At 69.6% G+C, this 12,957-nt stretch carries 12 protein-coding genes; 6 read left to right on the top strand and 6 right to left on the bottom strand.

The window, feature by feature from the left end; genetic code table 11:
- Positions 1–204 precede the first annotated feature (204 nt).
- Both BGP17_RS09550 and BGP17_RS09545 read right to left on the bottom strand, forming a co-directional pair.
- Positions 205–381 carry a hypothetical protein gene (locus tag BGP17_RS09550; protein ID WP_286711808.1) on the bottom strand — a complete coding sequence of 59 codons (177 nt, stop codon included), beginning with the start codon at positions 379–381 and terminating at the stop codon, positions 205–207.
- Positions 378–974, bottom strand: coding sequence for a cysteine hydrolase family protein (locus BGP17_RS09545; protein WP_286711807.1), 597 nt, complete (start codon positions 972–974; stop codon positions 378–380). The genes BGP17_RS09550 and BGP17_RS09545 overlap by 4 nt, the downstream gene beginning before the upstream one ends.
- Before the next feature lie 80 nt (positions 975–1,054).
- Here BGP17_RS09545 and BGP17_RS09540 point away from each other — a divergent pair, with 80 nt between their 5' ends.
- Positions 1,055–1,792, top strand: coding sequence for an NUDIX hydrolase (locus tag BGP17_RS09540; RefSeq protein ID WP_286711806.1), 738 nt, complete (start codon positions 1,055–1,057; stop codon positions 1,790–1,792).
- Positions 1,793–1,838: 46 nt separating this feature from the next.
- Positions 1,839–3,143: a nicotinate phosphoribosyltransferase gene (gene pncB / locus BGP17_RS09535; protein WP_286711805.1), complete on the top strand. Its 1,305-nt coding sequence runs from the start codon at positions 1,839–1,841 to the stop codon at positions 3,141–3,143.
- A gap of 49 nt (positions 3,144–3,192) precedes the next feature.
- Here pncB and BGP17_RS09530 read toward each other — a convergent pair whose 3' ends face one another.
- A complete protein-coding gene (locus tag BGP17_RS09530) occupies positions 3,193–5,145 on the bottom strand; it encodes an AAA family ATPase (RefSeq protein WP_286711804.1) in 1,953 nt (650 codons plus the stop codon).
- Positions 5,146–5,470: 325 nt separating this feature from the next.
- Between BGP17_RS09530 and BGP17_RS09525 the strand changes: the two genes are divergently transcribed.
- From BGP17_RS09525 to BGP17_RS09515, 3 genes are all read left to right on the top strand, one after another.
- The gene (locus tag BGP17_RS09525) at positions 5,471–6,856 is read left to right on the top strand and encodes a M20/M25/M40 family metallo-hydrolase (protein WP_286711803.1); all 1,386 of its coding nucleotides are present in this window, start codon (positions 5,471–5,473) and stop codon (positions 6,854–6,856) included.
- A gap of 123 nt (positions 6,857–6,979) precedes the next feature.
- Positions 6,980–7,903, top strand: coding sequence for an ABC transporter ATP-binding protein (locus BGP17_RS09520; RefSeq protein WP_286711802.1), 924 nt, complete (start codon positions 6,980–6,982; stop codon positions 7,901–7,903).
- On the top strand, positions 7,896–8,744 hold the full coding sequence (locus tag BGP17_RS09515) for an ABC transporter permease (RefSeq protein ID WP_286711801.1): 849 nt from the start codon (positions 7,896–7,898) through the stop codon (positions 8,742–8,744). Before BGP17_RS09520 ends, BGP17_RS09515 begins: the two co-directional genes overlap by 8 nt.
- A gap of 50 nt (positions 8,745–8,794) precedes the next feature.
- On the opposite strand, the gene BGP17_RS09510 is transcribed toward BGP17_RS09515, so the two are convergent.
- The gene (locus tag BGP17_RS09510) at positions 8,795–9,202 is read right to left on the bottom strand and encodes a VOC family protein (protein ID WP_167301026.1); all 408 of its coding nucleotides are present in this window, start codon (positions 9,200–9,202) and stop codon (positions 8,795–8,797) included.
- A 123-nt stretch (positions 9,203–9,325) separates the two neighbouring features.
- Between BGP17_RS09510 and BGP17_RS09505 the strand changes: the two genes are divergently transcribed.
- A complete protein-coding gene (locus tag BGP17_RS09505; protein WP_286711800.1) occupies positions 9,326–10,915 on the top strand; it encodes a phytoene desaturase family protein in 1,590 nt (529 codons plus the stop codon).
- Here BGP17_RS09505 and BGP17_RS09500 read toward each other — a convergent pair.
- Both BGP17_RS09500 and BGP17_RS09495 read right to left on the bottom strand, forming a co-directional pair.
- Complete coding sequence (locus tag BGP17_RS09500) at positions 10,877–12,169, bottom strand: APC family permease (RefSeq protein ID WP_286711799.1); 1,293 nt, start codon at positions 12,167–12,169, stop codon at positions 10,877–10,879. The two genes, BGP17_RS09505 and BGP17_RS09500, sit on opposite strands and share 39 nt — an antisense overlap.
- Before the next feature lie 19 nt (positions 12,170–12,188).
- Entirely contained in the window at positions 12,189–12,944 is a 756-nt protein-coding gene (locus BGP17_RS09495; protein WP_286711811.1) for a competence/damage-inducible protein A, read from the bottom strand.
- Positions 12,945–12,957: the final 13 nt, after the last annotated feature.

Here is a 12,957-nt window from a genome sequence, read left to right as displayed (position 1 = left end):
AAGCTTGGGAAGCTCCTGTGATACCATTTCACCATACCCGCTCGGGCTCGCCGAAATCCCCGCTTTTGCCGATTCTGTCAAGCTGCTCCGCTCAGTGTCGAAGCTTCAGATGATGCGGCAGCGGCCGGCGCCTGCGGAACAGCAGCTTCAGGCACACCCAGAGCAGCAGCCACTCCCATAAGGTCGGCACCCGATCGGCACGCATCATTTCGGCTCCCATGGCTCGAGGAAAGCGGGCGGCACCTGCTCGGTCAGCCACACCCCGTTGCTGGTGAGGAAGAAGTCCCGGCCCGTCTCGGCCAGCGCCGCCGCGCGAACCGCCAGGATAGCCGCCGTCCCGCGCCGCTGCCCCACGCGCATCGAGACGCGAATGGCGTTCACTGCTCCGCTCCCTCGATGGCGACCGCCGCGCCGGGCCATTCCTCCGCCGCGACCTGGTCGATCGGCCGGGCGATGCCGCGCGTCAGCTCGGCCGGTACCGTCACCCGGAAGCCGCGCGCGATCAGTCCCTCGACTGCCCAACGCACGCAATAGTCCGCCGCGACGCCGACCACGGTCACCGCCTCGATCCCCGCGCCGCGCAGCCCGGCGAAGAATGCGTCGCGATCCGCCGCCTCGCGCGCGCCGACCCGCTCGATCGCCAGGCCCGGCTCGGCCCACATGTCGAACACGCCCTTCTCGAGTCGCAACACCGGGATCGCCGGATCGACCGCATCGGCATCGACCACCAGCTCCCAGCCGGGCGTGCCCTTCTCGCAATGCGGCGGGAACTGCTTCGCCTCTTCGGATATGGCGTAGATCGCCGGCACATGCGTGTCGAAGGTGAACAGCACGCCGGCCGTTTCTTCGGAACGCAGCCCGGCCAGCCAGGCCCGCATCGGCGCAACGATCCGCTCGGCGCCCGGAACCGGCAAGGCACCGTCCGCCGCCACGAAATCCCGCTGCATGTCCACCACGATCACGAAGTCCGGCATCGCTAGCCTCCACATTCCGCATTTGACATATATTCAATCTGGACATAAGTAAAGCGCATAACGCACATAAGGGTGACGTGATGGACCAGGCCGCCTTTCTCGAAAGCTACGATCCGGCCGCGTTCGCGCGCCCGTCGGTGGCGGTCGACCTGATCCTGATGAGCGTGGTCGACGATGCCCCCGTGGTGCTGCTCACCCGCCGCGATCAGCATCCCTTCCAGGGCGCATGGGCGCTCCCCGGCGGCTTTGTCGGCATCGGCGAGAGTCTGGATGACGCCGCCCGCCGCGTCCTCGCCGAGAAGGCGCGCATGGCCGATGCCTGGATCGAGCAGCTCTACACCTTTGGCGCGGTCGGCCGCGACCCGCGCATGCGGATCATCAGCGTCGCCTATTTCGCGCTGATCCCCGCTACCGCCTTCGCCGCCGCGCTAAGGGCTGCCCCCGAACTGGCACTGGCCGAGCTGGCCATCCCCTGGCATGGCGAGCTCGGCGGCCCGGTCGAGGCCCGCCTCGCCGAGGGCGAACCGCTCGCCCTCGCCTTCGATCATGGCGCCATGCTCGGCGTCGCGATCCTGCGGCTGCGCGGCAAGCTCGATTACTCCGGCATCGCCTTCGCCCTGCTGCCCGAACGCTTCACCCTGCGCGCCCTCCAGCAAGTGTACGAGGCGATCCTCGATACCCGCCTCAACAAGTCCGCCTTTCGCCGCCGCATGCTCGATCGCGGCTGGCTGGAGCCGACCGGCGAGCGCGAGACCGGCGCCTCGTTCCGTCCCGCCGAGCTCTATCGCTACCGCCCGCCCGGCGAAGCCCCTCGCTGAGCCGCGCCGCCGCGTCTATCGTCGCCGGCCACATCCGGAGGAAGCCTTGCCCGTCACCGACATCGCCACCCGCGTCTACAATCATGGCTGGCGGCTCGATCCGATCGTCCGCAGCCTGCTCGACACCGATTTCTACAAGCTGCTGATGCTGCAGATGATCCGCCATCTGCACCCGGACGTGCAGGCGACCTTCTCGCTGATCAACCGCACGAGGAGCGTCCGCCTGGCCGAAGTGATCGACGAGGCCGAGCTGCGCGCCCAGCTCGATCATGCCCGTACCGTGCGCTTCTCGAAGAAGGAGCTCATCTGGCTCGCGGGCAACAGCTTCTACGGCAAGCAGCGCATGTTCGCGCCGGACTTCATCGCCTGGCTCGCCGATTTCGAGCTGCCCGAATATGACCTGCACAAGGTCGACGGTCAGTTCGAGCTGCACTTCGCCGGCCCGTGGACTCACACGATGATGTGGGAAATCCCGGCGCTGGCCATCGTCAACGAGCTCCGCTCGCGCGCCGCCTTGAAGGGCAAGGGCCGGTTCGAGCTCGACGTGCTCTACGCCCGCGCCAAGGCGAAGATGTGGGACAAGGTCGAGCGCCTGCGCCGGCTTCCGGACCTCGTCATCTCGGACTTCGGCACGCGCCGCCGCCACGGATTCCTGTGGCAGCGCTGGTGCGTCGAGGCGCTGAAGGAAGGCCTGGGCAGCCGGTTCATCGGCAGCTCGAACGTGCTGCTTGCGATGGACAACGACCTGGAAGCGATCGGCACCAATGCGCACGAGCTGCCGATGGTCCTCGCCGCGCTGGCGGACAGCGACGCGGAAGTCGCCGCCGCTCCCTATCGCGTGCTGGAGGAATGGCGCGCCCATTATGACGGCAACCTGCTGGTCGCCCTGCCCGATGCGTTCGGCACCACCGCGTTCCTGCGCAACGCACCGGACTGGGTTGCCGACTGGACCGGCTTCCGCCCGGACTCGATGCCGCCGATCGAAGGCGGCGAGCAGATCATCGCCTGGTGGCAGGCGCGCGGGCGCGATCCGCGCACCAAGCTGCTGATCTTCTCCGACGGCATGGACGTCGACAGCATCGAGGCGACCTATCGCCACTTCCATGGCCGCGTCCGGATGAGCTTCGGCTGGGGCACCAACCTGACCAACGACTTCCGCGGCTGCGACCCCGCCGGTGGGCACGACCTCGAGCCGATCTCGCTCGTCGCCAAGGTGACCAGTGCGAACGGTCGCCCGGCAGTCAAGCTCTCCGACAATCCGTCCAAGGCCACGGGCGACCGGGCCGAGATCGCCCGCTACCTGCGCATCTTCGGCGGCGAGGGCCGGACGGCGCAGGCGGTGGCGGTTTGAACCGTCTCCCCTCCCCTGCAGGGGAGGGGAGGCGGAGAGACGCGCCGAGTCAGAACCCGATCGGGGACGCGGTGCCGGGCCGCGCCGCCGCCTCTGCCCGCAACCGCGCGAGGATGTCCGCCGCGCCCTGCGCCGGCCGGTGCCGAAGCTGCCGCGCCACCACCGCGAAATCGCCGGGAGTCAGCCCGTCGAGCCCTGCCGGAGCGTCCATCCCGAAGAAGCGCGCGAACGCCTTTGCCGCGCGTTCGACCCCAAGCGGCCGCAACGCCAGCTTGAACACGAACCGCCGCAACGTCGCCGGATCGAGCTTCCCCGGATGGTTGGTCGCCGCGACCACCGGCAGCGGGTGCCGGTCGAGCCAGGTGAGCAGTTCGTTGACTTGCCCCACTTCCCAGCTCGCCTGCGCCGTCGTCCGGTCGAAGAGGAGCGAATCCGCCTCGTCGAACAGCAGCACCCCGCCCCGCCGCCGTGCCTCGGCAAAGGCATCGGCGATGTTCGCCTCGGTCTCGCCGACCCATTTGGACAGCAGGTCCGACGCGCGCTTCACCACCAGCGGCCGATCGAGCCGCCGCGCCAGGTGCCAGGCGAGCGCCGTCTTGCCCGTGCCCGGCGGCCCGGTGAGCAGCAGCGAGACATCGGCCGCGCCCGCCGCCGCGATGCCCTCGATCACTTCCGCCACCGGCGGATCGCTTTCGTAGAGCGCCACGTCGAGCGCGCCCGGCCCCGGCTGCGGCAGCTCGCCGCCCCGGAGCGCCTTCACCAGCGCCTCGGCCGAGCGCACGCCGCCATCCGCCTCGCCCGCCAGCCGCCCGGCCCGGGTCGCCACCCGCAGCACCGTCGCCGCCTCGGGTGCGGCGTCGAGCAGCCGGACGAAGCCGTCGCCCGGCGCCACGCCCTCGTCCGCCGCCACCCGCGCCAGCATCCGCTGCCCGGCGCTGCGCGAAGGCAGGCCGAGCCGCAGCACATGGCTCATCCGCCGCAGGATCGCGCCGTCGACATTGCCGATCGCGTTGGTCGTCCAGATCACCGGCACCCTGTTGGTCTCCAGCATCCGGTTGACGAACACCTTGCTGCCCGTGCGCTTCTGGAACCAGTCGCCGTCGCTCGGGCTGGACTCGCCGATCAGGTCCTCCATCTCGTCGAACAGCAGCGCCGCGCCCCGCCGCCCGCCGAGCACCCGCTGCGACAGCTGCATCGCCGCGATGCGTTCCCAGCGCTTGGGCTCGGCACCGTCCTCGTCCGCTTCCGCCACCGCGTGCAGCCGCGCGCCCGCGGCCGCCGCCAGCGTCCGCGCGAACTCGGTCTTGCCGGTGCCCGGAGGCCCGTGGATCAGCAGGTTGATGCCCACCGCCCGTTCGACGATCGCGCCGCGGAGCAGCCGGACGAGATAGTCCGCCTCCTCCACCGCGAAATCGTCGAGCCCGAGCCGCGCGACCTGGCAGGTGCCGGCCAGCGCCTCGAGCAGCGGCCGGCCGGGCCTGGGCGCCGCGTCGAGCACCCGCTCGAGCGACCAGCTCAGGTTGATCTGGTCCCGGCCCTGATAGTCATGGCCGAAGCTCGCCAGCCCGAGCCGCACCGCCGCCGAGCGCCGGGCCAGCCGCCCGGCATCGACCGGCTCTGCCCCGACCAGTGCGCCGAACAGCCCGGGCAGGTCGATATCCGCCCGGCACATCGCCTCGACCAGCCCATAGACGCGCGGCACCCGTTCGGCCGCGATCATCAGCTCGAGCAGCGCATGGTCGAGCGGACCGAAGCCGAGCAGCAACGCCAGCTCGTCGGCGATCTGGAGCACCTGCGGGCGCACCTCGCCCAGCGGCCGCCAGCGCAGCGTCGCCGCCAGCAGCGCGTCCCAGCCGATATCCTCGCTCGCTGCCGACGAGCCGGTGAGCCAGTCGACATGCGGCAGCGCCCATTCGTGCACCGCCTTGGCGAGCGGCGCGGTGGCCGGCAGATTCCGGCCGATCCGGCGGAGCATCCGCCGGACGATCTGATGTTCGTGCATAAATTCCCGTGCTCGCCCCGGGCGCAGGCGCGCGTCTTCGCGACGCGCGGCTCGGCCGGCGCGGTTCTCTGATTGTGTTATCGAGACGGATGCTGCGGGCGCCGCTCGGCCCCCACAGCGCTCAGGCGAGCACTATCGGAACGAAGCGACGCAGGGCAGAAGGCCGTTTCGGGCGTTCGTGGCCAACACGTCATTTCTCCACATCGCCGGGCGGAAATGGTCCCCCGGTCGGGGCGGGCTCCTAGCCGCGTTCGCGCCCAAATTCAAGTTTGACCTGCCCCGGTCCGGCGCTAGCGTCGCGGCCAGGCAATGGGAGAGACGGGTAATGCGGGTTCTTGCAGGTGCGGCGCTGGTCGCGATGGCGTTCACCGGAACGGCAGCCCGGGCGCAGCAGAACCCCCAGGCCGAGGCCCAGGCGCTCGAACTGCTCAAGCGCGGCATCGCCTTCCGCACCGTTGCCGGGCCGGGCAACCAGACGCCCGACTATGCCGCCTATCTGAAGACCCAGCTCGTCGCCGGCGGCTTCGATCCTGCCGACATCCGCATCGAGCGGATCGACGACACCGCCTGGCTGGCCGCCCGCTATCCGGGCACGGACCGGGCCGCCAAGCCGATCTACATCTCCGGCCATATGGACGTGGTCGAGGCGAAGCCCGAAGACTGGACCCGCGATCCGTTCACGCCGATCGTCGAGAATGGCTATATCTTCGGCCGCGGCGCGACCGACATGAAATACGACCTCTCGACGATGGTCGCCACGCTGATCCAGCTGAAGCGCGAAGGCTACAGGCCGTCGCGCGACATCGTCCTCCTCGCCTCGGGCGACGAGGAGACCAGCATGAAGACCACCGCCGCGATGGCCGAGCAATATCATGACGGCGAGCTGCTGCTGAACATCGATGGCGGCGGCGGCGCGCTCGACGAGCACGGGAAGCCCGAGATCTTCGGCCTGCAGGGCGCCGAGAAGACCTATGCCGATTATGAGCTGACCTTCACCAATCCCGGCGGCCATTCCAGCGCGCCGACCAAGAGCAACGCGATCTATTCGCTCGCCCATGCGCTGGAGAAGATCGAGGCGTATCAATTCCCCGGCGAGATCAACGATATCACCCGCGCCGGCTTCGTCCAGGGCGCCAGGACTGCCGATCCGGAAATGGCCGCCGCGATGCGTGCCTTCATGGCCAATCAGCGCGACGCCAAGGCGCTTGCCGTGCTGCGTTCCGAACCCGGGCTGATCGGCCAGACGGGCACCACCTGCGTGGCCACCATGGTCAATGCCGGCCATGCGACCAACGCGCTGCCCCAGCGCGCCACCGCCAACATCAATTGCCGCATCTTCCCCGGCACCTCGGTCGCGGCGGTCGCGGCGACGCTGACGAAAGTGGTCGGCGATCCCGAGCTCAAGCTCCGGACGCTCGACAGCGGCACCGTCGCCAGCCCCGCCTCGCCGCTGCGGCCCGACCTGATGAAGCTTGTGTCGGATGGCATCCACGCCCGCTTCCCCGGCGTGCCGATCGTGCCGGCGATGTCGGCGGGCGCGAGCGATTCGATGTGGTTCCGCGCCAAGGGCGTGCCGAGCTACGGCGTCAGCCCGATCTTCATGAAGGGCTCGGACAGCTTCGCCCACGGCCTCAACGAGCGCACCCCGCTCAGCGAGATCGCGCCGTCGATCGTCTATTACAAGTTCCTGCTCCGGGGCCTGACGAAATAGCGCCTCCGCGCCGGCATGCGCTGCCCCCGATCCGCTGCAAGCGTATTAGCTTGATAACACGCACCGGATCGTGCAGAAATCGTCTCCAGTGGGCATCGAGGCCGAAGCCCTGGGGGAATCACATTGTCGACAGACGAACCTGGCGGCGCGCCAGCGCTGGAGTTGCGCGCGCTCGGCAAGACCTATGGCCGCGGCGCCGGCGCCAAGCGGGCGGTCGATGACGTTTCGCTCACCGTCCGCGGCGGCGAGGTCTATGGCTTTCTCGGCCCCAATGGCGCGGGCAAGAGCACGACGATTCGCATGGCGTTGGGCCTGATCCGCCCGAGCGACGGCGATGCCCTGCTGTTCGGCCGGCCGGTTTCGGACCGGCAGGCGCTGCGCCGGGTGGGATCGCTGGTCGATGGCGGCACTTTCTATCCCTTCCTTTCCGGGCGCGACAATCTGCGCGTGCTCGCCCGTACCCAGGGCCATGACGGCGCACGCATCGAGGCGGTTCTCGAACGGGTGGACCTGGCGCGGGACGCGAAGCGCAAGGTGAAGGGCTATTCGACCGGCATGAAGCAGCGCCTGGGCGTCGCCGCCGCGCTTCTCGACGATCCCGATCTTGTGATCCTCGACGAGCCGGCAAACGGTCTCGACGCCGCGGGCATCCAGGATATGCGCACGCTGCTGCGCGGCCTGGCTGCGGACGGCAAGGCAGTGTTCCTGTCGAGCCACCTGCTCCACGAAGTCGAGCAGATCTGCGACCGGGTGGCGATCGTCCACAAGGGACAGTTGCTTCGCGAGGCGACGGTTCGCGAGATGCTCGACCAGGGCGAGGCGCTGCGCATCGAGGCGGAACCGCTCGACGCCGCGGCCGCCGCACTCGAGGGGCGCTGGCCGGTCGAGCGCATCGCCGGCGCGCTCAAGGTGCGCGCGCGCCGGGCCGAAGCGCCGGCGATCGTGCGCACGCTGGTCGAGGCCGGCGCCGACATTTTCCATATGGGGCCCGACGATCAGAGCCTCGAGGAAATCTTCCTGACCATGACGAGGGACTCCGATGCTTGATGCCGTCCGTGCAGAGGCGCTGAAGCTTCGCCGTCACCGGGCGACCTGGATGATGGTCTGGATCTATCCGATCGCCATCACCCTGATCGTTGCCGGGATGCTCGTCTACGGCGCGTTCCGGGCGCATGGCGTGCCGGCGCCCGCCCAACCCGCCCTGGAATGGATCCGGGAGAGCACGACTCTGTGGAAGCTCCCGGCCTCGCCGCCCGGACGCTTTCTCATCGCCGGCTTCTGCGCAGTGGTGTTTGCCGGCGAATATGGCTGGAATACCTGGAAGCTGATCATTCCGGCACGCGCGCGCTGGCAGCTGATCGCGGCCAAATGGGTCGTTGCGCTCGGCTTCCTGACGATCGCCCTGATCGCAGCGGACCTCATCACGCTGATCGGCAGCTGGCTGGGATCCTTCCAGGGCGACGGCATCCCCGCCGGCGTCACGCTGGCCGCCGTCCTCGAAGCGCATTGGCAGGCGGGCGCGCATGCGCTGCTGCCCATCGTCTACACGATCGCCTTTGCCGGGCTGTTCGCGATACTCACCCAGTCGATCCTCGCGACGGTGATCCTGTCGATCGCGCTCGTCGTGATCGAGGGGCTCTGGCCGCTGATCGGCCTCTTCCTCCATCAATATGTGCCGGCGCTGACGGAGACGCTGGTCAGGGTGCTGCCCTTCTATCACCTGGCCAATCTGAAGACCTGGGCCAGCGGTGCCGGCCTGACGATGCCGCTCGGGCCGGATGCCGTCGTGTCGATGTCCTGGGCGATGTCGTTCGCCGTGCTGATGGGCTGGATCCTCGCCGCAGCGGCCGCCACGCAGCTCCGCTTCCTCCGGCAGGATCTCAACTGAGGCAGCGCTCGCCCCGCTCGATCCCGGGGCTCGCCTCGCTACCCAACCGCTCAGGCCGGATCGCCGCCATCGGGGGCCGGCTCCGGCATCAGCCGGGAGGGCCAGCCGATGCGGATCAGCATGCCGTCCGGGCCGGCGATACCCACTTCGTACAGGCCCCATTCGCGATGCCGCAGCACGCCGCCCGGGCGGATGATCAGATCGTCGACCAGCGCGGCGACGGCATCCACTTCCGGGGTGCGGATGAAGACGCCGAACGGGTTGTGCGCCTCCGGCACCTGCCACGGGCCCGGGCCCGCCTGGGTGAGGTGCACCTCGCACCCCCAGCCGCTCATGATCGCATAGGCGGCATCGCCGCCGACGCGAGCGAAGCCCAGCCGTTCCCAGAACGGCATTGCGGCCCCGAGGTCGTTGTGGGGAACTATGGCGAACGCGCCCACCGTCGCGGGGATCGGCATCGTGCTTCTCCTTGCTTTCCGGACGATCCTTCGCATGGTCTGGCAGCCCGTGCACGAACGTCGCGGCGGACCGCTTGCGGCCCGTTCGCCGTATAAGCCGATGGCGCCAGGAAAGGGAGGCCGATGACCGCCAGATACGACGCCCTGATCATCGGGGGCGGCCATAACGGCCTGGTCTGCGCCTTCTACCTCGCCCGCGCCGGCCTGAAGGTCCGTGTGCTCGAGCGCCGCCATGTCGTCGGCGGCGCGGCGGTGACCGAGGAATTCCATCCCGGCTTCCGCAACTCGACGGCCAGCTATACGGTCAGCCTGCTCCGCCCCAAGGTGATCGCCGACATGAAGCTCCCGGCACGCGGCTGGCGCGTGGTCGAGCGGCAGATCTCCAACTTCCTGCCGCATGAGGGCGGCTATCTGAAGCTGGGCGGCGGACATGAACGCACTCGCGCCGAGTTCGCGCGCTTCTCGGCCAGGGATGCCGAGGCGTTTCCGCGCTACGAGGAGGCGCTGGAGCGCGTCGCCGCGGTGCTGCGCGACATGGCCCTCAAGACGCCGCCCAATGTCGGCGGCGGCATCCGCGCGCTGCTCGCCGCCGCGGCGCAGGGGCGCAAGCTGGCGCGCATGCCGATCGAGGCGCAGCGCGACACGATGGACCTGTTCGTCAAGTCGGCGCGCGACTTCCTCGATGGCTGGTTCGAGAACGACTATGTCAAGGCGGCCTTCGGCTTCGACGCGGTAGTCGGCAACTATGCCAGCCCCGATACGCCGGGCAGCGCCTATGTGCTGCTCCACCATGTCTTCGGCGAAGTTAACGGCAGGAAGGGTGCCTGGGGCCATTCGATCGGCGGCATGGGCGCGATCACCCGCTTGATGGCGGAAGCCTGTACCGAGGCCGGCGTCGAGATCAGCCTGGAGGCTCCCGTCGCGAAGCTGCTGGTCGACGGGAACCGGGTCGCCGGCGTGCGGCTGGAGAGCGGCGAGGAGATCGCCGCCGGGACCGTCGCGGCCAATGTCGGCCCGGCCCTGCTCTATCGACGACTCGTCGACCGCGCCGACATGCCTGCCGACTTCGCCCGGCGGATGGACCATTACAAGGCCGGCTCGGGCACCTTCCGGATGAACGTCGCACTCTCCGAGCTGCCGGACTTCACCGTCCTGCCCGGCGCCGGCGAGCATCATACCGCCGGCATCATGATCTGCCCGACGCTCGACTATATGGACCGCGCCTATGTCAGCGCCAGGGCCAGGGGCATGTCCGACGCGCCGATCGTCGAGATGACCATCCCCTCCACGGTGGACGACAGCCTCGCCCCGCCGGGCCGGCATGTCGCCGCGCTGTTCTGCCAGCAATTCGCGCCCGACCTGGACTGGGATCAGGCGCGTGAAGCCGCCGCCGACCGCATCATCGATACCGTCACGAAGCACGCGCCCAACTTCAAGGCATCGGTGATCGCGCGCCAGATACACTCGCCGCTCGATCTGGAGCGCAAGTTCGGCCTGGTCGGCGGCGACATCATGCACGGCCACATGTCGCTCGACCAGCTCTGGGCCGCCCGCCCGGTGCTGGGGCATGGCGACTATCGCGGACCGATCCGGGGGCTCTACATGTGCGGCGCCGGCACCCATCCCGGCGGCGGCGTCACCGGCGCGCCGGGGCACAATGCCGCGCACGAGATCCTAAGGGATCGCAGCCTCCTCGGCCGCCTGCTCGGCTGAACCGCGCATCAGGTAGAGCGGGATCGCCGTCGCCATCAGCAACAGGCTGAGCCCGATCGCCTCATAGCCGGCGCCCCAGATCGCCCAGAGCGCGAAGACCAGCCCGATCGCAGCGGCGGGCCGCACGACGCCCAGCACCAGCGCGGACAGGCAGGTGCCGGCATAGAACCACAGCGTCGCCGCCGTCGTCACGCGCAGCATGAAGTCGTAGATGGCGGCGGTATCGCGCGAGACGTTGCTGAGCACCAGCACGCTGGCGAGCGCGCTCGACGCGAGCAGCGCCGCCACCGGCACGTCGCGCCCGCTGGTCCGCCCGATACGGGCGGGGATCACGCCGGCACGCGCCATGCCCAGCGGCACCTCGCCCTGCAGCAGCACCCAGCCGTTGAGCGCGCCGATCGCGGCGATCGCGGCAAAGCCCGCCACCGCCAGCCCGGCCCAATGCCCCCAGAAGGCCTCGACGAACAGCGCCACCGGCGCATTGGCGCCCGCCACCGATCCTTGCGGCATCGCGAAGATGATCCCCGAACAGGCGATCAGGTACAGCAGCCCGGTCAGCCCCACCCCGGTCAGCGTGGCACGGGGAATGGTTCGGGCCGGATCGCGCACCCGCTCGGCCGCGACGCCCGCACATTCGAACCCGACCATCGCGAAAAAGGCCAGCGTCACCGCCGATGCCAGCTGGCTCGAATCGAACGGCGTGTGCGGATGCGCGCTCGCGGCAAGGTCGCCCTTCGCACCGAGCTGGGCGAGCAGCAGCACGATGGCGACGAGGGGCACCAGCTTGACGAGCGTGGTGACCACCTGGAACTCACCCGCCGCCCGTGCGCCGCGCAGGTTGAGCAGCGTGATCCCCCAGAGCAGCCCCACCGCCGCCAGCACCAGGCTGAGCGAAGACTGGGCCAGGGGCGGCCAGAACACCGCCAGATAGCGTATCGCGGTGAGCGCGATGAACGCGTTCGCCGCCCATACGCCGACCCACATCGTCCAGGCGATCAGCACGCCGGGGAGCGGCCCCAGCGCGCGCGCGCAGATCGCCAGCGTGCCCGTCGCCTCGGGCATCGCGCGCGAAAGGCCGGCGATCACCCAGGCGATCACCATCGCCCCCGCGATCGCCGCGATCCACGCCGCCACGCTGGTGAAGCCATAGGGCGCGAGCTGCGCGGGCAAGGCGAAGAAGCCCGAGCCGATCATGTTGCCGATCACCAGCGCGGTCGCCGTCCAGAAGCCGAACGGCCGCTTCGATTCCGTCATGCCCCATTCCCCCGGAAAGTCAGATCCCGCCTTCGACCGCCTCCAGCCCCCGCTCGGCCAGCCCGCGGAGCAACGCGTCTCCGCATGCGTCGAGCGGCGCCTGCTCGGTCGCCCGCACCACGAAGTTGGCGCCGGTGCGGCCGTCGCGGAAGAAGGGATAGCTGCCGATCGCCACGCCTTCATGGGCGCGCTCGGTCTCGCCCAGGAACTCCGCGATCTCGCTCTCCGCCACCCAGGCGCCGATCGTGCGCGAGAGCAGCGGGCGCCCGCCCTCGAGCGTGCCGGTCAGCGCGTCGAGCATGCCCGCCGTGATGTGCGGCACCCCCGCCAGGATGAAGAGATTGCCGACGCGGATACCCGGCGCGCCGGACATGCGGTTGGGGATCAGCTCGGCGCCCTCCGGCACCCGCGCCATGCGCAGCCGCGCATCGGTGAGCCCGCCGCGCGTCTCGTAATAGCGCTCCAGCACCGCGCGCGCCTGGGGGTGGATCACCACGCCCAGGCCCAGCGCCGCGGCGATCGCGTCGACGGTGATGTCGTCATGCGTCGGGCCGATGCCGCCGGTGGTGAAGCAATAATCGTAGCGGTCGCGCAGCGCGTTGACCGCCTCGACGATCCGCGCCTCGACATCCGGCACCACGCGCACTTCGGCCAGGCGGATGCCCTGCACGTTCAGCCAGGTCGCGATCTGGGCGATGTTCTTGTCCTGCGTCCGGCCCGAGAGAATCTCGTCGCCGATCACCGCCAGCCCAGCCGTCCAGATGCGTTCGCCCATATCCCCGGCATAG

Source organism: Sphingomonas sp. 67-41, from assembly GCF_001899725.1.
GTDB lineage: Bacteria > Pseudomonadota > Alphaproteobacteria > Sphingomonadales > Sphingomonadaceae > Sphingomonas > Sphingomonas leidyi.
The sequence above is the reverse complement of the archived record's forward strand: the minus strand, read 5'-3'. Positions and strand labels throughout refer to the sequence as shown.